20 protein-coding genes are annotated in these 23,411 nt (G+C 31.6%); 14 read left to right on the top strand and 6 right to left on the bottom strand.

Annotated elements, in window-relative coordinates:
- Positions 1–19: 19 nt before the first annotated feature.
- Entirely contained in the window at positions 20–3,292 is a 3,273-nt protein-coding gene (locus ABNT61_RS00745) for a PDZ domain-containing protein (protein ID WP_348744448.1), read from the top strand.
- A 17-nt stretch (positions 3,293–3,309) separates the two neighbouring features.
- Positions 3,310–3,654: a 5-carboxymethyl-2-hydroxymuconate Delta-isomerase gene (locus ABNT61_RS00740; RefSeq protein ID WP_348744447.1), complete on the top strand. Its 345-nt coding sequence runs from the start codon at positions 3,310–3,312 to the stop codon at positions 3,652–3,654.
- 147 nt (positions 3,655–3,801) lie between these two features.
- Here the strand turns inward: ABNT61_RS00740 and ABNT61_RS00735 are convergent, their stop codons facing one another.
- Positions 3,802–6,054: an IPT/TIG domain-containing protein gene (locus tag ABNT61_RS00735; protein ID WP_348744446.1), complete on the bottom strand. Its 2,253-nt coding sequence runs from the start codon at positions 6,052–6,054 to the stop codon at positions 3,802–3,804.
- Positions 6,055–6,222: 168 nt separating this feature from the next.
- Positions 6,223–7,269, bottom strand: a complete 1,047-nt coding sequence (locus ABNT61_RS00730) for a hypothetical protein (RefSeq protein WP_348744445.1) — start codon at positions 7,267–7,269, stop codon at positions 6,223–6,225.
- A gap of 169 nt (positions 7,270–7,438) precedes the next feature.
- Between ABNT61_RS00730 and ABNT61_RS00725 the strand changes: the two genes are divergently transcribed.
- Entirely contained in the window at positions 7,439–8,320 is an 882-nt protein-coding gene (locus ABNT61_RS00725) for an RluA family pseudouridine synthase (RefSeq protein WP_348744444.1), read from the top strand.
- Here ABNT61_RS00725 and ABNT61_RS00720 read toward each other — a convergent pair.
- Positions 8,289–9,770: a PLP-dependent aminotransferase family protein gene (locus ABNT61_RS00720; protein WP_348744443.1), complete on the bottom strand. Its 1,482-nt coding sequence runs from the start codon at positions 9,768–9,770 to the stop codon at positions 8,289–8,291. The two genes, ABNT61_RS00725 and ABNT61_RS00720, sit on opposite strands and share 32 nt — an antisense overlap.
- A gap of 81 nt (positions 9,771–9,851) precedes the next feature.
- On the opposite strand from ABNT61_RS00720, the gene ABNT61_RS00715 reads away from it, so the two are divergent.
- From ABNT61_RS00715 to ABNT61_RS00675, 9 genes are all read left to right on the top strand, one after another.
- Entirely contained in the window at positions 9,852–10,370 is a 519-nt protein-coding gene (locus ABNT61_RS00715; RefSeq protein ID WP_348744442.1) for a DinB family protein, read from the top strand.
- Positions 10,371–10,379: 9 nt separating this feature from the next.
- Complete coding sequence (locus ABNT61_RS00710) at positions 10,380–10,982, top strand: DJ-1/PfpI family protein (protein WP_348744441.1); 603 nt, start codon at positions 10,380–10,382, stop codon at positions 10,980–10,982.
- Between the two features lie 9 nt (positions 10,983–10,991).
- Complete coding sequence (locus ABNT61_RS00705) at positions 10,992–11,528, top strand: GNAT family N-acetyltransferase (protein ID WP_348744440.1); 537 nt, start codon at positions 10,992–10,994, stop codon at positions 11,526–11,528.
- Complete coding sequence (locus tag ABNT61_RS00700) at positions 11,515–11,985, top strand: OsmC family protein (protein ID WP_348726074.1); 471 nt, start codon at positions 11,515–11,517, stop codon at positions 11,983–11,985. Before ABNT61_RS00705 ends, ABNT61_RS00700 begins: the two co-directional genes overlap by 14 nt.
- A 5-nt stretch (positions 11,986–11,990) precedes the next feature.
- Positions 11,991–12,650: a pyridoxamine 5'-phosphate oxidase family protein gene (locus tag ABNT61_RS00695; protein ID WP_348744439.1), complete on the top strand. Its 660-nt coding sequence runs from the start codon at positions 11,991–11,993 to the stop codon at positions 12,648–12,650.
- Between the two features lie 319 nt (positions 12,651–12,969).
- Entirely contained in the window at positions 12,970–13,872 is a 903-nt protein-coding gene (locus ABNT61_RS00690) for a hypothetical protein (RefSeq protein WP_348744438.1), read from the top strand.
- A gap of 10 nt (positions 13,873–13,882) precedes the next feature.
- Positions 13,883–15,157, top strand: coding sequence for a hypothetical protein (locus ABNT61_RS00685; protein WP_348744437.1), 1,275 nt, complete (start codon positions 13,883–13,885; stop codon positions 15,155–15,157).
- A 32-nt stretch (positions 15,158–15,189) separates the two neighbouring features.
- A complete protein-coding gene (trmD, locus tag ABNT61_RS00680) occupies positions 15,190–15,867 on the top strand; it encodes a tRNA (guanosine(37)-N1)-methyltransferase TrmD (protein WP_348711358.1) in 678 nt (225 codons plus the stop codon).
- Positions 15,860–17,338, top strand: coding sequence for a glycosyltransferase family 39 protein (locus ABNT61_RS00675; protein ID WP_348744436.1), 1,479 nt, complete (start codon positions 15,860–15,862; stop codon positions 17,336–17,338). Before trmD ends, ABNT61_RS00675 begins: the two co-directional genes overlap by 8 nt.
- Here ABNT61_RS00675 and ABNT61_RS00670 read toward each other — a convergent pair.
- A complete protein-coding gene (locus ABNT61_RS00670; protein ID WP_348744435.1) occupies positions 17,328–18,827 on the bottom strand; it encodes a glycosyltransferase family 39 protein in 1,500 nt (499 codons plus the stop codon). The two genes, ABNT61_RS00675 and ABNT61_RS00670, sit on opposite strands and share 11 nt — an antisense overlap.
- Positions 18,827–19,510, bottom strand: coding sequence for a phosphatase PAP2 family protein (locus ABNT61_RS00665; protein ID WP_348744434.1), 684 nt, complete (start codon positions 19,508–19,510; stop codon positions 18,827–18,829). Before ABNT61_RS00665 ends, ABNT61_RS00670 begins: the two co-directional genes overlap by 1 nt.
- Positions 19,511–19,768: 258 nt before the next feature.
- Here ABNT61_RS00665 and rplS point away from each other — a divergent pair, with 258 nt between their 5' ends.
- Positions 19,769–20,116 (top strand): 50S ribosomal protein L19, encoded by a 348-nt coding sequence (gene rplS / locus ABNT61_RS00660; RefSeq protein WP_348711352.1) that lies wholly within the window; start codon positions 19,769–19,771, stop codon positions 20,114–20,116.
- 175 nt (positions 20,117–20,291) lie between these two features.
- Entirely contained in the window at positions 20,292–22,517 is a 2,226-nt protein-coding gene (locus ABNT61_RS00655; protein ID WP_348744433.1) for an NADP-dependent isocitrate dehydrogenase, read from the top strand.
- A gap of 55 nt (positions 22,518–22,572) precedes the next feature.
- On the opposite strand, the gene ABNT61_RS00650 is transcribed toward ABNT61_RS00655, so the two are convergent.
- Positions 22,573–23,403 carry a mechanosensitive ion channel family protein gene (locus tag ABNT61_RS00650; protein ID WP_348744432.1) on the bottom strand — a complete coding sequence of 277 codons (831 nt, stop codon included), beginning with the start codon at positions 23,401–23,403 and terminating at the stop codon, positions 22,573–22,575.
- Between the last annotated feature and the right edge of the window lie 8 nt (positions 23,404–23,411).

The following is a 23,411-nucleotide window of genomic DNA, read 5'->3' as shown; positions in this document are numbered from 1 at the left end:
ATTAACCAAATAATAGATCATGAAAAAAATATCTTTCGTGTTCGCATTGTGTATTACATTTACTACAATTGCACAAGGAACACGACTATTAAGACAACCCACATTATCTCAAAACGAAGTTGTTTTTGTTTATGCTAATGACTTATGGAAAGCATCACTAAACGGAGGAGATGCCATTCGCTTAACAAGTGATGATGGATATGAATCAAACCCTCATTTTTCTAATGATGGTAAAATGATTGCTTTTACTGCTCAATATGACGGAAACACAGATGTATTTGTTATTCCTTCTGAGGGTGGTGAACCAAAAAGACTAACTTATCATCCTTCTGGAGATTTTGTACAAGGCTGGACTCCCGATAATAAAATCATTTTCCGTTCTGGTAGAGAAGCAAGACCTACTCAAACGAATAAATTTTTCACTATTTCTCCTAATGGTGGAATGCCAAAAGCTCTTGGAATTCCTAGAGCAGCTTATGGTGAAATTTCAGCTAATGGAAAATATGTTGCCTATACACCAATTACAAGTTGGGACGCGGAATGGAGAAATTATCGTGGTGGACAAGCAATGCCAATTTGGATAGTGAATTTAAAGACTAAAGAATTACAAACTACTCCACAAAAGGACAAAGAAAGACACTTAGATCCTGTTTGGCATAAAGGAATTGTATATTATTTATCGGAAAGAGATTACACAAGTAATATTTGGTCTTACGATATGAATACGAAACAAGAACGTCAAATTACTTTTCATAAGAAATTTGATGTGAAAAGTTTAGATGCGAATTCAAACGGTATTGTGTATGAACAAGGTGGATATATTCACTTTTTAAATCCAGAAACTAAAGCAACACGACAAATTCCAATTAATGTAAAAGGAGATTTAAATTACTCTAGAACTCGTTGGATGAATGTTTCTGCTAGAAACTTAACAAATCCGAATGTTTCCCCTAAAGGAAAGCGAGCAATTTTCGAATACAGAGGAGAGATTTTCACAATTCCGAAGGAGAATGGTACATGGAGAAACTTAACAAATTCTCCTGGAGTTGCTGATCGTTCTCCTATTTGGTCTCCAAAAGGTGATAAAGTTGCTTGGTTCTCGGATAAAAATGGAGAATACGAAATGGTTTTAGCAGACCAAAATGGTAATAACCAAGAATACATTTCATTACCAAATCCTACCTTCTATTTCAGACCAGATTGGTCTCCTGATGGAAAGCATATTGCGTATACTGATACTGACTTTAATATTTGGATTATTAATATTGAAACTAAAAAAACAACTAAAGTTGATACAGATCGTTACGCACACCCGAATCGATCAATGAATCCGCAATGGTCTCCTGATAGTGATTGGATTGCATACGCAAAACAGAACGACAGTCATTTTAAATCGATTTTTGCATATCAATTAAGTACGAAGAAAAAAATTCAAATTACAGATCCTATCGCCGATGCGATAACTCCAGTTTGGGATGCTTCTGGTAAATATATTTATACTTTAGCTAGTACCGATTACGGTTTACAATCTGGATGGTTAGATATGAGTTCATATGATCCTAGCGTTTCTAGAAGTTTATATGCTGTTGTACTAAACTCTAAAGATAATGCTCCTAACCTTCCAAAAACAGATGAAGAAGAAGTAAAAAAAGAAAAATCTTCATCTAAAAAAGATGCAAAGGATAAAAAAGACGGAAAGAAATCTGCTAAAAAGGATAGTAAAAAAGTTACGGTAACTATTGAAGAAAACGGGATTTTTGACAGAGCTGTTGCCTTAAAATTACCTGCTAGAAATTACGTTTCGTTGGTAAAAGGTCCAAAAAATAAAGTTTTTATCGGTGAGTCTGTACCAAACACAAGAGGTATTACGGTTCATACCTATGACGTCACTAAAGAGAAAGCTACAGAATTTGCAAAAGGAATTGGAGGAATGGTTACTACGGAAGATCGAAATTCTGTTTTAATTTATAAAAGTGGAAGCTGGAGTATCGTAAGTACAAAAGCTCCAGTAAAAGGACCTAAAGGAAAATTAAAAACCAATCTTAAAATTAAAGTCGATCCTAAAGCTGAAGCTCATCAGATTTTCAAAGAAGGATGGAGATATATGCGCGACTTTTTATACGTAGATAACGTTCATGGCGCGCCTTGGGATGACGTGTACAAATGGTATGCTCCATGGATTGATCATGTAAGACATCGTACAGACTTAAACTATGTAGTTGATATTATGAGTGGTGAAGTTGCTATCGGACATTCTTATGTTTCTGGTGGAGATACTCCTAGACTAGATAGAGTTCCTGTAGGATTATTAGGTTGTGATTTAGAACAGCATAAAGGATTATATCGCTTTTCCAAAATCTACAAAGGAGAACGTTGGAACCCAAATCTTTCTGCTCCTCTAGGATTACCAGGAATCAATGTAAATAAGGGTGATTATTTAATAGAAATAAATGGAATTAAACTAACAAGTGATATGAATCCTTATCAATTGTTAGAGCAAACTGCTGGACGTGAAATTTATATCAAAGTAAATTCTAAACCTAGCGAAGATGGAGCTAAATCTATTTTAGTAAAACCAACATTCAGTGAACGTTTTTTAAGAACTGTTGATTGGGTTGAAGGAAATAGAAGAAAAGTAGATGAATTATCTAGCGGAAAATTAGCTTATGTGTATGTGCCAAATACTTCAGGAGCTGGTTTTACTTCTTTTAATCGCTATTATTTCTCTCAACAAGAGAAAAAAGGTGCTGTTATCGATGAAAGAAATAACGGTGGTGGTTCTGCTGCTGATTATATGATTGATATTATGTCACGTGATTTAATGGGATATTTTAATAGTAAAGCAAATGATCGTAGACCATGGACTACTCCAATGGCGGGAATTTGGGGGCCTAAAGTTATGATTATTAATGAGCGTGCAGGATCTGGAGGAGATTTACTTCCATATATGTTCAAATTCAAAAAAATTGGTCCTTTAGTAGGAACTCGTACTTGGGGTGGATTAGTTGGAACTTGGGATACTCCAAGATTCATTGATGGTGGAAGAATGGTAGCTCCTCGTGGTGGATTTTTCGATGTGAACGGAGAATGGGCTGTTGAAGGTGAAGGTGTTGCTCCAGATATAGAAGTTATCCAACATCCTAAACAGGTTTCAAATGGAAATGATCCACAATTAGAAAGAGCTGTTCAAGAAGCTTTACGCTTATTAAAAGGTAATGAATTCCAATTAAAACCAGAACCGAAAGCTCCTATTCGTTCGAAGAGACCGAAAGGATATCAAAACGAAAAATAATTATTTAATAAAACCATATGCCACACTTTGTAATTGATTGTTCAAAGAATATCATAAACCTTAAAAAACCTGAAGAAATCATTCAAAAAGTTTATGATACAGCAGATTCTAGTAACTTATTTGCTAAAGGAGATATCAAAGTAAGAATCAATCCTTTTGAATATTATACTGTAGGAAATACTCAGGAGGATTTTATGCACGTTTTTGCTAACATTATGGAAGGAAGAACAATTGAACAGAAAAAAGCACTTTCAGAGAGTATTGTTTCTGCGCTAAAAAAGATGTTTCCTGATGTTCCAATTATTTCAATTAACATTAGAGATTTTGAAAAGGCAACATATTGTAATAAATCAATGGTTTAAACTTATATTGTAAATATAAAACGAGGTTAAAATAATTTTAACCTCGTTTTTTTTATGATTGAATCCCACATTAAAAAACAATAAAGAACCGAATCTACTTTTTTGCATTTATAAGTAGCTGGTTCTTTATTTATAGTGGTTTTCGCCTTACTTATTTGTCTTTTTAGTTTTCCAAGGACCTAGCACCAATTTTAATTGTGTTGTACCGTTTGGATACGTTCCTGTAAATTCTGAAGGTACAGGAGGTTGATTTGTTCTTTTGAACTCAATAGGGTTTTCATCATAAGAGAATCCATATGCTTGCGCCATTTTAGCTCCTCTTGCTGATTTAGCTGCGTTAGCTGGTAATGAAAAGATATTTTTCCCTTTTACCGTTGCTGTATGCATAAAATAGGAGAATAAGTTTTGCGTTGTTCCTGATGGATACCAACTCGTTTCTTTTCCCCATAAAGTAGTTGTTCTCCCTTTTTCAGTTCCAACAGCTTTTGTAATAGCTACTCCTCTATTCAAAGCAGTACTTAATTGATTTTCTAAACCATTTAAAATGACTTGTAGATTCGCATTATTAGGATATCTAATTCCTCCATCAGCAAATAAACCACTTCCTGCAAAAGTCATTTGACCAGATGATTGATAATAGTTTTTTGGTGCTTTTGAAAACTTAAATTGTTTACTTGTTGAAGCACATTTTGATCCCGTGTCAATATTTACAGAAACAATTTCTCCAGATGTATTTGTATTGACTTTAGAAATCGTAACTGAGGTATTGGGTTTACAACTAGCATTACTTACATACATTCCTTTAAGAATACCAACTGAACTCGGTAATGGAGTATTGAATGTTAGTATACTATTCGCAATAGTACCTTTAATTGGTAATCTTTTTTTGGTTTGAGTATCTTCATAAGAAACGACTGAAAACCCTTTAGGATTGAAAACATATAAGCTTTCAGATAATCCCGGTGCCGTAAACTCTAAAGCATCGTGTGTATTTGTAGTTCCAGGAAAAGTAACTCCTAATTTTGGCTTTACATTAAAATAATACGGAGTTCCGTCTTTATCTTTTTGCCAAATATTCATATTTAAAGTCTTATCCATAAATAATGATTTTAGTGCATCATCAAACACTGTTTCTAAAGAACTGGTATTTTTAGCTAGATATAATCCTGGATTTAATAATACTGTCAAGTTCTTATCTGCTTTATAAGATAAATCATCATATCCACTTGAATTTTTATATTTTTTCATAAATGGTTTATAAGCATTAGAAACTTCTTCTGCACTAATTCCCTCGGTTTGACCTACTCTACCCAATTCATTACCTTTTTTATCTTCTGCTAATAATGAAAGAGGGAAGAAAAATCCGTCTACCAAAGAAACATCTATAAATAAACCCTGACCAGATTCAAAGGTAGGTTCAATATAACTATACTGAGGAAAATCAGATTGTGGTGGATTCCCTACCTGTTGAACAGCTGAACCATAACCGCTGTAAGAAAACCCTAAGTTACCATTACCAGTTTTTCCTGAATTATCTTTATATGTTTTCGTAGTATTCGCGACAAAAAAATAAATTCTAGCTCCAACAATTGGGTTCAAATTACTTAATTCAATACTGGTAATATCTGTACCTAGTTCATAAGATTTAACGTATCCTGTTTTTTCTGTAACTTTAGTAAATACTCCTTGTTTCTTTTTATTCGGAGTAAGAATTTTCTGTGAACCTGTACTATATCCTAAAACATATACCTTATAATCAGAACCTAAACCTATTAAACTTTCAAGTTTTAAATTATATGTGTTTAATGGTGGTTTATTCCAATATCCAAACATAGAAGGAGCTACGCCCAAATTTGTTTGAACTTCAACTGCAACTTCAACTTCACCTTCTATATGAGGAGGATTTTTTACTGTTATTAAAGTATCCGTCACTTTTAATGGAGTGTTACCCGCTTTACCAAATTTGACATAACTTGCTCCTGAAAAATATTTCCCTTTAATAGTAATGACCTCTTTTCCCTTAGTAGAAGTTGAAATTGGAAAAAATGATGTGATTACTGGCTTTTCATAATTAAAAAATGGTTTGTTTTCACATGTCAATCCATTAAATACAACTTCAACATTAACTGACTGTGCCTTATTCACTGCTGGGGTTAAAACTTCTATTATTGAATCAGACTTGACATTATTTGTTGTAACAGGAATACCCACTGCTCCGAAAATCACACTCTCTAATTTTTTAGATGTAAAGCCGCTTCCTTTTATAACTACTTTAGTTTGACCATTCAAGGAACCAGAAGTTGGATATATACTTTTTACAGATTGTGCATGCATTTTCCCAATACAAATAACACTAATAAAAGTTATGAGAGTAAAAATTGTATGTGTAATAATTTTCATGATAGATGATTATAAAGTTTGATAATTAAATGAATCTGAATTCATTATTTCTAAATCTAAATTACTCTCAAATACCTTCTTTTATATTTTAATTTCTATGAGTGCTACTTTAATTGGCATAAAAGATGATTTTTTTAGCATAAAAACATATGGATCAAAAACACAGAATCAAATCTCTTTTAATAACGATACAATTTTGTCTTTTTCGTCTCCTTCCAATTGCTTCAAAAATTCAAAAAGCTTTGATTCTTCTTCTTTTTTAATAGCATTAAAATCTGGTTTAAAAGGTGTTCCATCATAATATCTCGCAGCGGTACCTGGACCATCGGGAGAACCATGATCTGCATCAATAGATTTCCTCCATCTCCATGCATGACTTGCCCATTCATTTTTATCTACAAGTTCTGGTTCTGTAAACCAAACATTCCATGTAAGCACATTTGATTTTTGTAGCATATTTCCTGAACCTAAATTAAAAACATCCATAACTAATTGATTAAATGTATCAACTAACGGATATCCTGTTTTAACAATTGGTCCTATCTCCACTTCAAGATTTCCAACAGTCCAAGCAACATCTTCATGCTTAGCAAAATCTGGTATTGGGAATCCCGTACTCTGCCCTTTTCTAACTGGAAAAACAGGTTGACTTGGATCTCCCTTTTTGTGAGTTGTAACCATAATTGCCTGAGATTTATTGAATGGAAAAGGGAAATCACTATTCTGTAATTTATTCCATATCAACTCTTGGATTCCTTTAAGAATAACTCCTTCATTTCCTTTTGGTGGACTAAACCAAATTTTACCAACAACACCCATTTCAGCAGCTAATTCTTTATTACTTTCATTTACCCATCCTCGAGTTCCAGTTACAGTAACCTCAACATTTAGTGTTCCTAATAATGGAGAAGTAATTCCTTGTTGCGGACAGATGATAGAATACACTCTTCCTGTATTTGTATACCCAATTCTGGAAATATCAGGTGCAAACATCTGATAACATCGTTTCGGATCTGGTTCTCCTTTTTGTGTTTCCCAGCTAAATTCTGGCCATTTTACCGCTTGTTGACGGTCCAATTTATCTATGTTTAACATATTATCTGGCATTGGTAATGATGTTAAATCTGGATTTGGATATGCAAATGCTGGGTTTGATGTTGCAAAGCCTCCTATCCATCCTGCTGGAATACTTTTAACTGTTTCGTTAACTTCCATATTTCGTTTATTTAGTTAGTAATGGTAAGTTAACAACAAGTACAATATGAGTTTATAAAAAATCTATAACCGTAATATTAACAAGTATAAAAGCTTACATTTTTAGTACAGAATTGTCTCAATTAAATTTTTCTACTACTAAATTACTTTTAAGTAGTTTTGCTTCATAATGAAATCAACAGTGAAACTAAAGGAAAAACACATATCACCTCTTCAAGAAACTCCTATTAGATTACAAGAATACGCCGTTGGTATTTTCAGTACAAACCCAACAAAATCAGGAATAAAAAAAGCAATTAAAAAAGGGTTAGTACTAGTAAATGGAAAAGTAGCTTCAACCGCATTATATATAGTTGGTGGAGAAACTATTGAATTGTATCAAGAAGAAATTAAAGCTACTGATAAGCAATTTATTTTTCCTTTAGAAGTAGTTTATGAAGATGATTTTTTAGCTGTGATTTTTAAACCTTCGGGTATTGTGGTAAGTGGAAATTCTTTTGCTACTATTAATAACGCTTTAGAACAAAACCTTAAAATTAGTTCTTTAAAAGACGCCGTAATACCAAGAGCTGTACATCGATTAGATTATCCAACAAGTGGGTTACTCCTCATTAGTAAAACAAACGAAACAACTCATTATTTATCTAAGTTATTTGAGGAAAAAAATATTTCAAAAACCTATCATGCCATAACTATTGGTCAAATGAATAATTCTGGTCTCATAGATATTCCAGTAGATGAAAAAGAATCTAAATCTGAATTTAAAGTTTTACAACGTATTCCATCGAAGAAATATAAATTCCTAAATTTAGTAGAGCTCAATCCTAAAACTGGAAGACGTCACCAATTAAGAAAACATTTACATGGAATAGGAAACCCAATTTTAGGTGACAAAGAATATTATATTGAGAATCTCATTTCTTATGGAAACGGCTTGTATTTACATGCAACATCATTAAATTTTGTGCATCCTTCAACTAAGGAAGAAATGAAATTCACTAAAGAATTACCTAAAAAATTTAGACGTCTTTTTCCAAATTTCTCATTGTAAGTTTTAATCTTACAATAAACTCTTTTATTTCAATTTCATTGAAACTTGCGAATCCTACACGTATACAATTATGGTTAGTATTAGCAGAATCATAACGTTCATAATCGCCGATTTCAAGTTTATGTTTTCTTCCTGTTTTTGCAACAGCTTTCCATTGATATGGTTCTTTTAAATGCAACCAAACTGCCATTCCTCCTTTAGGGATTTCAAACTCGAAAAAATTACTTAATTCATTTGATAATAATTCACAAAACAAGTCTCTCCTAGCCTTGTAAACTTTTATAACTTTTCGAATATGACTATCCAATTCTCCTGACTGAATAAAATCAGCAAAAGTTAACTCTAATAAGGCATCTCCTTGCCTATCCACAATTCTCCTTAAATTAGCAGCTTCATTTATGAATTCAGGATTCGCAATTAAATACCCAACTCTAAACACTGGAGCAACTGTTTTACAAACTGATCCAATGTAAACCACATTTCCATTAGTATCATGACTTGCTAACGGTAAAATTGGAGCGTGATTATAATTAAAATCATAATCGTAATCGTCTTCTAAAATTGCAAAACCATACTTCTTTGCCAAATTCAACAAATGAATTCTCCGTTCAGCAGACATTGTAACTGTAGAAGGATGATGATGATGAGAAGTAACATACACTGCTTTAATAGATTTCTTTTTACACAATCTCTCCAACTCTTCCATAACCAAACCGCATTCATCTACCGCAACTCTTTCAATAACTGCATTCGCATGTAAAAACGTTAAATCTGCAGAGATATAATTGGTTTTACCCACAACAATTACATCTCCTTTTTTTAAAAGTAATTGAGAACTTAAATAAATTCCATTTTGGCTTCCTCTGGTTATTAGAATATTCTCTTTTGTAATATGTAAACCCCTAGTTGTGTTTAAATATTCTGCTAATACTTCTCTTAATTTCTCATTTCCAAACGTTGATCCATAGGATAAATGTTGAAAAATGGACGCTCTATTTGCTATTCTTCTGTAGGTTCTTGCAATTTCATTTACTGGAGTCAGACGAGTATCAGAAATTCCATCATTAACGTACATTACATTTTCATTCTGCTTATTTATTTTACGATTTAAAAATTCATTCGAATAAAAGCTAAAACCTCTTTCATTTTTAAAACTCCTATCTTCTTTAACAAAATCAAGAGGTACAAAATCAGGTAAACTACTATTAACAAACGTTCCTTTTTTAGGAATACTTTCCACCCAACCTTGTAATAATAATTCCTCATAGCAAGCAACTACCGTTTTTCGATGTACTCCTAAATCTTCCGATAAAGCTCTAGTTCCAGGCAACTTAGTTTTGGATGGTAATTTTTGATCTTTTATCAATTGTATGATTTGATTTGATAACTGAACATACAATGGCTGAGCGCATGATCTATCTAAAAAAAGAGAAGTTTTAAAAGGAAACATCTGGACTATCTGTTTTATAAATTCTGGACTAACGCAATAGTCCATAAATGTAGTAATTTTAGATCATAAATTGAGCTGATAATGAATACAACAAACTTAGATCAAAACGAATTTGACATTTATTATAAGAGATATATCGACAAACTACCACAAGACATGAGTTTGTTGCAAAGCTTCTTAGAGGGAAAGAAAAATACAATTCGTTTCTTTTCATCAATTCCTGAAAACAAATTAGAATACCGATATCAAAATGAAAAATGGTCTGTTAAAGAGATTTTTCAACATCTTATTGATACGGAACGTATTTTTATGAACCGTTGTTTCAGAATTGCAAGAAGAGATATAACACCTTTGAGTGGATTTGATCAAAATATATACATAAATCCATCCGGTGCAAATCAAAAATCTATTGAAAATTTAATTAATGAATTTACTATTAATAGAGAACATTCCATTAATTTTCTGAATTCAATTTCGACAGAAGATTTATGTTATATCGGAAATGCAAATGGCAACGCAATATCTGCGCGAGCAGCAGCCTTTGTAATTCCAGGACATGATATTTGGCATAAAGAAATTATTAAAGAGAGATATTTATAATAAACAGAGATGAAAAAAAACGTAGGTATTTTTATTTTCGATGACGCAGAAGTTTTAGACTTTGCAGGACCTTTCGAAGTTTTTTCGGTTACTTCAGAACTAAACAACTTTGAATTATTTGATTTATTTACGGTTGCTAAAACAAAACAACCTGTTCGAGCTGTTAATGGTTTATCCGTTAATCCAACATATGATTTTACCGATTGTCCTAAGGTCGATATTTTAATTTTAGCTGGCGGAAATGGAACTAATCAAGCTATAACTGATTCTGAAATTATTCAATGGATTGCAAACAAACACTTAGAAACTGAAATTACCATGAGTATTTGTTCTGGAACCCGATTTTTAGCAAAAATTGGAGTCTTAGAAAACCGACCTTATTGCACCCATCATTTAGTTTATGACGATTTAAATAAACTTGTCCCTTCTGGTATTCCAATTAAAGAAAAAAGATTTACTCAATCTAACGAGAAAACATATACATCTGGAGGAATTTCTGCTGGTATCGATTTATCTTTTCATATCATCAACAAATTACACGGTAAGGAAATTATAGAAAAGACTGCTAAGTATATGGAATATCCAATTCACAAGGAAGTTTACGATTTATAAGTATTTAAAATGACCCAACATAACATAAAACTTGCTACACCAGCTGATACAGAATTATTAGCATTATTAGGACGTGTAACGTTTAGAGAATCTCATGGAGACTATATAGAAGATAAAACCAATTTAAACGAGTATTTAGATAAAGCATTTTCATTTGAAACAACTCAAAAAGAAGTAAATGATTCGAACAATGTTTATTTTATTATTTACAAGAACCATTTTCCTGTGGGTTACGCAAAGTTAATTTTAAATGCAACCTCTCCTTTTATTCCTAATGAACGTAGTTGCCGATTAGAACGTATTTATGTATTAGATGAGTTCATATCTCAAAAATTCGGAATTGATTTGTTGAACCAAACCGTTGAAAAGGCTAAAGAGTTGAATTTTGAAGTAATGTGGTTATCAGTATATATTAAAAATACAAAAGCAATTAACTTCTACCTGAAAAACGATTTTGAAGAAGTAGGAAGTATATCTTTTAAAATAAGCAAACAAGGATACGAAAACCCAATTCTAGCTAAAAAACTATTCGATGAAAAAGCATAATTATAAAGCACAGATTACTTGGACAGGGAACGAAGGTTCTGGAACCTCAAAGTACAATGAATACAACAGGAATCATGAAATAAAAATTCTTGAAAAGCAGGATATAATTAAAGGTTCTAGTGATCCTTCATTCTTAGGTGATAAAACAAGATACAATCCTGAAGACCTCTTTATTTCGTCATTATCTTCTTGTCATATGCTCTGGTATTTACACCTATGTTCTGTGAATAATATTATTGTTACTGAATATATTGATAATGTAACTGGAATTATGGAAGAGTCGAAAGATGGTAGTGGGAAATTCACCAATGTTACCCTTCATCCTAAGGTAACAATAACTGATCAAACTAAAATAAACCTTGCGAATGAACTGCATGAAGAAGCGAATAAAATGTGCTTTATCGCAAACTCGTGCAATTTTAAAATAGATCACAATCCAACAACAATTTCAATTTAAAAAAAATGGCAGAATTCGAAAAAACAAAACTGAATCGCTTAAAGCGCGGAGCAAATAGAGCTGTATATGACAAAGAAACGATAAATGAAATTTTAGATGCAGGTTTTATTGCTCAAGTAGGATATATTTATGATGGTTATCCCATTAGTATTCCGATGGCATATGCCAGAAAAGGAGATAAAATATATTTACATGGATCAACTGCAAATCGAATGTTAAGAGCAGTTTTAGAAAGTGGCAAAACTTCAATAAATGTTATGCATTTAGATGGTTTAGTTATAGCGCGTTCTGGTTTACATCATTCGGTGAATTATCGTTCAGCTACATTGTTTGGTGAACTTAAAGAAATTACTGATGATCATAGTAAAACTGAACTATTAAAAGATATTGTGGATCATATGATCGAAGATCACTGGGATACTTTACGCCCGATGCATCAAAAAGAACTGGATAGAACTATAGTAGTTGAATTTACAATAACTTCTGCTTCTGCTAAGATTCGAGCTGAAGGTGTAAATGATGAACCCGAAGATTATGAATTACCATATTGGGCTGGTGTAATTCCTGTAAAACAAAAACTAGAAAAACCTATTCCGGATAATGGATATCCATTAACTATAGATATTCCAAAACATATTCAACATCACTACAATAAATTTAAGTAATTCATTCAAGACATACTTGAGTTTTAAAAATCAAAACAGCTCTAGAAACTAGAGCTGTTTGTATGGGAGGTACTAACTCAAATAATACGAAGCAAAATTACATCAATTTGTTTTATTAAATGTGAAAAAAAAGTTATTAAATGTTAAAATCAATAACTTTAACAACCTTCGATAAACATTAGGGAGATTAACAATTTGAGCAGTACTAATTTTAAAGTATTTTATGCAATTTCAATTAGAATTTGAAACCTTCTTTTTTACCCTAATTTTCCTTTTCCTCTAATTGAAAATAATGAAATTAAAACAGTAGATTTACAACATGGAAAAATTTGATGTTGTAATTCTTACTGAAAGAAGATATGTAAATCCTTCTGATGTAGATAAATATATCGCCAATGTATTGTTAGAAGATGACTTGGTGAAAAAAGCATTAGAAAAGGATGGCTTAAAAGTGGCTCGTTTGTCTTGGGATGATCCAAACTTCGATTGGTCGAATACGAACTATATTTTATTCAGAACTACTTGGGATTATTTCGATCGTTTCGATGAGTTTTCTGATTGGTTAGAAAAAGTCAGTAAACAAACTAAACTCATAAACTCTGAAGCTATTATTCGCTGGAATTTAGATAAACACTACTTATTAGATTTACAACAAAATGGTGTCCATGTATGTGAATCTTATTTCATAGAAAAAGGAGAATCATCAACTTTACAAGAATTAGCAAATCAATACAACCTTAATAGTTTCGTACTTAAACCATGTGTTTCTGGCGGTGGAAGACATACCTATAAAATAAACCCTGAAACTATTGCAGCACATGAATCTCTTTTTAAAGATTTAGTTTCTGACGAAGCATATATCATTCAACCTTTTCAACACAATATTGTAGAAAAAGGAGAAATCTCTTTAATGATTATGAACGGAGAATTCACACATGCTGTTCTAAAAATTGCAAAACCTGGAGATTTTAGAGTTCAGGATGATTTTGGAGGTTCTGTTCAAGACTACTCACCTACTCCTGAAGAAATTGCTTTTGCTGAAAAAGCTGTAAATGCTTGTTCTGAAAAACCAATGTATGCTCGAGTAGATGTTTTTACCGATAATAACAATAAATTAGCAATTGCTGAGCTGGAATTAATTGAACCTGAATTATGGTTTAGAAATTATCCAGAAGCTGCCGCTAAACTTTCAACTGGTATTAAAAATTTAATCCTCAACTAAACGAATCAAAATGAAGAAGTTTTTTAAAATAATTGGAGTTGCGTTAGTACTCCTTATCGTTGTATTCCTAGTTACAATTTTCAGCAAAAATGAATCTTTACCAACTGGTGAAAAAGGAGAAAAAGCAGAACAACTAGCTCAAAAAATGTTAGCTGCTTTAAATCATGAGGCTTTTGAAAATGCCGAAGTGATTGAATGGTCGTTCAGAGGAACTAATTTTTACAAATGGTATAAGCAACAAGGAAAAGTTGAAGTTAATTGGAAAGAAAATAAAGTTATACTAAATACAAATGCGCCTGAACAAAGTGAAGTTTTTGTAAATGGCGAAAAAGTAGAAAACTCAGAATTAATCCAAAAAGCACAATCGTTTTTTAACAACGATAGTTTTTGGTTGATCGCTCCATACAAAGTAATGGATAGTGGCGTGGAAAGAAGTATTGTAAAGCACGAAGATAAAGACGCTTTATTAGTTACCTATACTACTGGTGGTTCAACTCCAGGAGATTCTTATTTATGGATTTTAGATGAAAACAATTTCCCAACTGCCTATAAAATGTGGACAAGCATAATTCCTATTGGTGGAATTGAAGCTTCATGGAGTGATTGGAAAGAAACCAAAGCTGGATTTAAATTACCGACAAAACACAATACCAACTTATTCGATTTATCAATTGATATGGGAGATCCTAAAGCTTCTACTCCTTTTGCTGATGCTTTAGCTTCTAAAATTTTAAAAGCAATTAAACACGAATCTTATAAAACAACTAATACTATCGAATGGAGTTTTGGAGGAAGACGCTTTTTCAAATGGAATAAGAAAGAACATATTGCAGAAGTAAAATGGGATACCACTAAAGTGATACTTCATCCGAATAACTTAGAAAAAAGTACCATCTATTTTAATGATAAACTTTCTGACAGTAAAGATAAAACGATCATTAAAAAAGCAGAAGACTATTTTAATAATGACAGTTTTTGGTTAGTAGCTCCGCATAAACTTTTTGAATCTGGAATTTTAAGAGCAATAAAAATTGAAGATGGAAAAGAAGCTCTTTTAGTTAAATATACTACGGGTGGAACAACCCCTGGAGATTCGTACTTATGGTTGTTGGATGAAAATTATGTTCCAAAAAGCTACAAAATGTATGTTCCCAGTATGAAAATGGAAGGAGTTCCTGCAACTTGGGAAGATTGGATCACTACAGAAAGTGGAACATTATTACCAAAAATGCACAGATTTGGCAACAACGGAGAATTAAGTATGGGAGATGTTAAAGGATTTTAACATTTTTTAGTTAAAAACACTACTTTTGCAAAATGCGCGTAGATATAATTACTGTTGAACCTGATTTAATTAAAAGCCCTTTTCAAAACTCAATGATGAAAAGAGCTATCGATAAAGGTTTAGCTGAAGTACACTTTCATAACTTAAGAGAATTTGGACAAGGAAACTATCGTCAAATTGATGATTACCAATTTGGTGGTGGTGCTGGAATGGTTCTAATGATAGAACCAATTGCAAAGTGTATTGAAGGATTATTAGCTGAAAGGAACTATGACGAAATTATTTACATGACACCTGATGCTCCTACTTTAAATCAAGCTACCGCAAATACCCTATCTTTGAAGGAAAATATTATGATACTTACTGGTCATTACAAAGGTGTTGACCAACGAGTAAGAGATAAATATATTACCAAAGAAATATCAATTGGAGATTATGTATTAACAGGAGGAGAATTAGCAGCAGCCGTTTTATGTGATGCTGTAATTCGCTTAATTCCTGGAGTGTTGGGAGATGAAACTTCTGCCTTAACCGATTCTTTTCAAGATAATTTACTATCTCCACCAGTATATACTAGACCTTCGGAATATGAAGGCATGAAAGTTCCTGATGTTTTATTATCAGGAAATTTTCCTAAGATAGAAGAATGGCGTTCAGAAAAGGCCTATGAACGTACCAGAGAAATTAGGCCTGACCTACTAGATGAATAGTATTAAAAAGCTTATTCAAAAGTATCCAGCTTTAAGTATTGTTCTAGGTTTTCAATGTTTTCGCTTTATACTTTTACCTTTCATGGGATTAATGCCCCAAGATGCCTATTATCACTTTTATGGTGAGAATTTTTCTTGGTGTTATTTTGATCATCCCGGAATGATAGGTTATTTATTACGAATATTTACCATTGTATTTGGTAAAACCATTTTTGTTGTAAAGCTTACTGATTTCGTAATTACCTCATTAACATTACTTAGTTTTTACAAATTAGCCGAATGCTTTTTATCTAAAGAAAGATTGAAATCTGCTATAGTTTTAATAGCTTCAACATTCTTTATTTCGATTTTATCTTTTAACTCTACTCCAGATGTTCCTTTATTATTATTCTGGACATTGAGTGTACTATTCTTATACCGAGCAATTTTTGAAAATAAAAAAGCCTCTTGGATCTATGCTGGAATAGCTATGGGTTTAGCTTTTGACAGCAAATACACGGCTATTTTATTACCCATAGGATTGTTAGCTTTTACTTTATTCTGTTCTAAGCACAGAAAATTATTACTATCTCCATGGTTGTATATTTCGCTAATTGTAGCTGTTATATTTACTGTTCCTGTTTGGCTTTGGAATTATGAAAATGAATTCGCTTCATTTCTATTTCAATCTTCAGGTAGAACAGATAATATTTCAAAATTTAAATTTTCTCCAAAATATTTTTTCGGTGCAATTGGGCATCAATCTTTATTATTGCTACCAATACTTTTCGGAACTTTTCTAGTATTTACTTTTAAATACATCAAAAGATTCGTTACCAAATTTAAATTACCAAGTAGTAAAATCTTATTCTTACTCGCCTTCTTCGTACCAACATTTTTAGGATTTTTCTCCTTAACTCCAATATATTGGGTAAAGTTGAATTGGATGATGCCATCTTACATCACTGGAATTATATTAGCGAGTATCTTTATTACCAAAAAATGGGTTCGTTATCAAGTTATTGTTTCTGCAGTAATTCATGTATTGGTAAGTCTTCAAATTCTATTTTATTTAGTGCCAATTAAAAGTGATGATACTTGGGTAGGTTGGAAAGAATTAGCAACAGAAATTGAAGAATTACAAAAAGAACATCCAAACTCGTTTGTTTTTTCTGATGATGGCTATAAAACTACAGCTGCGTTAAATTTCTTTATGGAAGACAAAGTTTATGCCCAGAACGTTATCGGTTTACGAGCGCTTCATTTTGATTTTTTAGGTGATGATTTAACCATCTTAAATGGACAAAATGCATTTTTTATTGACTCAGATAAACGTTTTAAAAACGAAGACAAAAAAGGACATATCTTTAATCAAGTGAATCCTTATTTCGAAAAATGTACAGAATTAGATCCTATTATTATTTCAATAAATGGAAAAAAAGTTAGAAAATTCTGGATATACTATTGCGAAAGCTATAAAGCTACCCCTTAGTTAGTTTATAAAGAAAAACGTACTTCACTACTTCTCTATTCCTTTCAATAGGAATTGTCTTTATTAAATTAAATGTATGATACTTTTTAGCAAACAAATCGTTTGGAGCTTTAAAATTTCTACTATCTGTTATATATAAAACTTCACTAGTAACTTCAGGATGAGTTGAGTTAATCCAATAATACTTGTGAATATCATTTAAACTACCAACTCCGTAAACATTCATATTATTTGGTCTTGCTATGTAATAATCTACATGAGCTGCTGGATACCAACGATTTGAAATTATCCCTAAGTGAGTTAGTTTTTCTTCTTTCAATATATCCGATATTTTTTGTGAGGCTTGTTTCCATCCATACATATCTAAAATAGCATTCTTTCTACCTAATCTCTCTTTTTGCTCTTCAGTATCTACTGGTAAAAACCATCCTTTATTTATAATGAAAACAGCTGTAACTAAAAGAAAAGAAAAGGCTAATACTCCAATTTCTAGTTTACGAACAATTCTCTTTTTGTTTTCAGACAGATAAACTCCTAATAGAGGAATTAGTGTTAGATAAGCAATTCCAGACCAATGCGGTAAAGTGTTTCTTGAAATTGATAAATAAATAATTGTAAATATTAATGGTAAAGCACAAAAAAGAAAGAGTGTTGTAATATTAGTATTAATTTTAAATTGCTTTCTTTTAATTTCAACAAACATTACAATCAACATAATTACAATGTAAGGATTATTATAAAGAATTTGCCCTAAAACTTCTCTGGTAAAAGAATTTTTATTGAACATAAAACTAAAAAATGAAACTCTACCTCCATGGAACTTATAACTAATAAAATCGTTAGAATAATTCCAATAAAAAATCAATCCTATTGCTAATAAAGGAAATATAAATCCGATATAAAAAACCGAACTTCTTAACCATCTTCTATTCTTTATTAAAACAAATAATACAATACCTAACAACAAATAAACAGCTTGATATTTTGAGTAAATAGCTAATCCAGCAAATAAAAAAGCTAACAGTATTTTAGTAGTAAATTTTGGATTCGGATCAAAAGGTATTGTTTGGATAAAAAAATAGAAACTTAATAACCAAAATAATACTAATGGAGCATCAGGAAGTATAAATGTACCAGCTATAATAAAACCATAAATACTAATACTGTATAGTAAACTTGCAATAAATCCTGCTTTTTCACTTTTTAAAAAATTACCTATTAAAAATATAATATATACACTTATTGCAGATGGAATAATAGTCGCTAACCGAATGAATACCTCAGAATCCAAAGTTAAGTTTAGTGTAAAAAGCTGAATAAAAAAACCAACCATTGGAGGATGATCAAAATGACTTATATCTGGATATTTAGCATATAACCAGTAATACACTTCATCGTTTCCAAATTCTAAATTACTTCCAAGAAAAAGTTTTAGGAAAGCACTGAACAGAATAAGAATGTAAACACGTCTTTTGTAAGTTAGCTCCATTAATGAATCTTCTTACGTTCTGGAAAAAAAAGACTCATACTAACAAATGCAATTATGATTCCTAAAACTGATCCAACAAAAATATCGGCCCAAAAATGTTGAGATAAATATACTCGAGAAATTCCTGCAATTATTGCTAATAACATCCATAGATATTGAGAAATACATTTTCTAAAATAAATACATAAAATCCCGAAAATCACAAATGCTGTCATGGTGTGGCCAGAAGGAAAAGAGTTCCAAAAAGCCATTTTTACACCATCAATAATATGTAGGTTTTCTATACCCAAAAATTCTGCTGGTCTAGGAATACCTCTAAATATTACTTTTTTAAAAAAATGAGTCACTAATAAAGTTAATACACCTCCAATACCAAAGACAAGTGACATTCTTTTATTGATAAAAAAGAAGATTACCACAAGTACTCCAAACATTACTCCATCTCCCAAATGAGTAGTATACTTAAAAAACCAATCAAAAAAAGTGGAATTATATTGATTTAATATCAAGTGCAAATCACCTTTGGTATACACCGAAAGTAATATTATGGAAAGGACGGTAAAGATTATATAAGCAATGAAGATCTCTTTACGAATCACATTTACATGTGAACTTATCGTTCTGAAAGTTTTATTTTGACCAATTTGAAGAGGTTTTCCTGTAGTTTTAATTGTATTATCCATCAATAGTTTTATTTAGCACCGAAATATATTTTCAATACTTTGCCTATTTCTTAATTGGATTTTAAGTAATCATCATTAAAAAAACACTTATTAACTATTAGTCAATAGTTTAGTAATCCTATTTCAAATTTTATTTACATAAATTTAATCGCAAATTTTATTTTCCATATAAGAAAAACATACTATATTTGCACACGCAAAATCAACCTCTGACGAGAATCGTGAATGTTGCTTTGTAAATCTCAAAGATTTTTAAAAATGGATTTAATTAAATTTGTTCAAGACGAATTCGTAACAAAAAACGATTTACCAGAATTCGCAGCAGGAGATACAATTACTGTATACTACGAAATTAAGGAAGGTAACAAAACTCGTACTCAGTTCTTTAGAGGAGTAGTTATTCAAAGAAGAGGTATCGGATCTTCTGAAACTTTCACAATTAGAAAAATGTCAGGTACTGTAGGTGTTGAACGTATTTTCCCAATTAACTTACCATCAATCCAAAAGATTGAAGTTAATAAAAGAGGTAAAGTACGTAGAGCTAGAATTTTCTACTTTAGAGGACTTACAGGTAAGAAAGCAAGAATTAAAGAAAGAAGAAATTAATTCTTTGCACAAAATATTTAAAAACGATGTTAATTTAACATCGTTTTTTTTTGCTCTAAACTAAAAATTAAAGATAATTCAAGAAAACTTGAATTTTAATAAATATTTAATATTCGAAAAACCATTTGTAATACGTAAATTTGCACCACTTCAAACAAAATAACTAGTTAATTATATGAGTACAACTGCAAAAATTATGTACACAAAAACCGATGAGGCTCCAGCATTAGCTACTCGTTCGTTTTTGCCGATCGTAAAAGCATATACTAAATCTTCTAATATAGAAATTGTAACAAAAGATATTTCACTAGCTGGTAGAATATTAGCTAACTTTTCTGATTATTTAACCGAAGATCAAAAGGTAGAAGATGCATTAGCATTTTTAGGTGAATTAGCTACTAAACCAGAAGCTAACATTATCAAATTACCAAATATTAGTGCTTCTGTTCCTCAATTAAAAGCTGCTGTAAAAGAATTACAAGCTTTAGGATATAATCTTCCTGATTATCCAGAAGAACCAGAAACAGATGAAGATAAAGCAGTTTTAGCTCTATATAATAAGGTAAAAGGTTCTGCGGTAAATCCTGTTTTACGTGAAGGTAATTCAGACCGTCGAGCACCTAAAGCCGTAAAAAATTACGCAAAAAAGAATCCGCATTCAATGGGAGCTTGGAGTTCTGATTCTAAAACTCACGTTGCTACTATGAATGAAGGTGATTTTGCGCACAACGAAAAATCAGTAACTGTTCCTAACGCTACTGATGTTAAAATCGTTCATACAGATGCTAGTGGAACTGAAACAGTTTTAAAAGCTAGTACTAAATTAATTGCAGGAGAAATTATTGATGCTTCTGTAATGAATAAAAAATCATTATTAGCCTTTTTAGACGAGCAAGTAAAAGATGCAAAAGATAAAGGTATCTTATTCTCTCTTCACATGAAAGCTACAATGATGAAAGTATCGGATCCAATTATTTTTGGACATGCCGTTAGAGTTTTCTTTAAAGACTTATTTGAAAAGCATGGAGCTACTTTTGAAGAAATTGGGGTTGATGTAAACAACGGATTTGGAAACTTATTAAGTAATTTAGAAGAACTTACTGCTGACAAAAAAGCTGAAATTTTAGCTGATATTGATAAAGTTTACGCAAACAACCCTGATGTTGCAATGGTAAATTCTGACAAAGGAATTACGAATTTACATGTACCTTCAGATATTATTATTGATGCATCTGTTCCAGCAATGATTCGTACATCTGGACAAATGTGGAATAAAGAAGGAAAACAACAAGATGCTAAAGTAACTATTCCAGATAGTTCTTATGCTGCTTTATACCAATCAACAATTGATTTCTGTAAAAAGAATGGAGCTTTTGATCCTACAACTATGGGAACTGTTCCCAATGTTGGATTAATGGCTAAGAAAGCTGAGGAATATGGATCTCATGATAAAACTTTCGAAATTGCTTCTGCTGGTAAAGTTTCTGTAATTGATAGCGAAGGAATTACTTTAATTGAACACACAGTTGAAGAAGGAGATATTTGGAGAATGTGTCAAACAAAAGATGCACCAGTTCAAGATTGGGTGAAGTTAGCCGTAACAAGAGCAAAAGCAATGGGAGCTCCTGCAGTATTCTGGTTAGACAAGAATAGAGCGCATGATGCAGAATTAATTAAAAAAGTAAATGCATATTTACCTAATCACGATACAAACGGATTAGAAATTTTAATTAAATCAGTTTCTGAAGCTACTGAATATACATTAGAAAGAGTAAAAGAAGGAAAAGATACAATTTCTGTAACAGGAAATGTATTACGTGACTACTTAACAGATTTATTCCCAATTTTAGAATTAGGAACATCTGCAAAAATGTTATCTATCGTTCCTTTAATGAATGGTGGTGGATTATTCGAAACTGGTGCAGGTGGTTCTGCTCCAAAACATGTTCAACAATTTGTTGAAGAAAACCATTTACGTTGGGATTCTTTAGGAGAGTTCTTAGCGTTAGCAGTTTCTTTAGAACATTTAGGTCAAAATAACGATAATGCAAAAGCATTAGTTTTAGCAGAAACTTTAGATGATGCTATTGAAAAATTATTAGACAATAAGAAATCACCTTCTAGAAAAGCGGGTGAATTAGACAATAGAGGTAGTCATTTCTATTTAGCTATGTATTGGGCTCAAGAATTAGCAAATCAATCTAAGAATGATGAGTTAAAGAGTCAATTTACTTCAGTTGCTGAAGCAATGCAGGCAAATGAAAATGCAATTGTAAATGAGTTAAATGAAGTACAAGGTAAAGCTATTGAAATCGGAGGATATTATGTACCAAACGATGAATTAGCTGATGATTTCATGAGACCAAATACTACGTTAAATAAAATTTTAGCAGAAGTATAATTAGAATATTTTGTAATAAAAAGCCGGTTGTAATAAACCGGCTTTTTTTTATGTTTTACTTTGTCATTGTTACAACTCTTTGAGGCAACGGAGCTTCATATCCAGCATCCCCTAAAGCTTCAACAATTTTCTGTTTTGTATCCCAATATACATCCCAATAGTTATTACAATCTACATATGGTAACGCTAATAGTTCGACACTATTTACACCCAAATTATTTACTGCAACTCTTGGCTCCTTTCCTTCTCCATTTAAAACATTTTTATCATTCTTAAGAACGTCTAAAACAATACTCTTTGCTTTTTCAATATCAGAACCATAGCGAATAGCAAATGGCATATCAACTCTCAAATTCCCAATAGCTGTTAAATTGGTGATTTTATTGGAGGTAATTGCCGAGTTTGGAATGATTTCAGTTTCATTTTGAAAAGTTTCAATAATAGTTACAAAAACTGATATTTCCTTAACAAAACCAAAAGCTCCATTGGTTTTAATTAAATCTCCAACCTTAAAAGGTCTAAATATCAACAACATAACTCCAGATGCTAAATGACCTAATGAACCGTTAAATGCACTTCCTATCGCAAAGGCAGCAGCAGCAATAACGGCAGCAAAAGAAGCTGTTGGAACTCCAACAATTCCAGCAATTGAAATTAATAATAAAGCTTTTAAAGCAAACCCGATAAGTGTAATTAAAAAAGGACGTAATGTTTCATCGACATGTTTACTTTCAAACATCTTAGAAACCGCCTTCATTATCATTCTAATTATCCATAAACCTAAAATTAAAACAGCTAAAGCTCCTAATAATTTCAGTCCCCAGTCTCCAAAACCAGATGCAACTGTGTTGTAAAAATTTGATAGTGATTGTGTTAATGTTTCCATTTCTTTTT

The organism is Tenacibaculum sp. 190524A05c (assembly GCF_964036595.1).
In the GTDB taxonomy this organism is placed as follows: domain Bacteria; phylum Bacteroidota; class Bacteroidia; order Flavobacteriales; family Flavobacteriaceae; genus Polaribacter; species Polaribacter platacis.
This window is presented reverse-complemented; position numbering and strand designations above follow the sequence as displayed.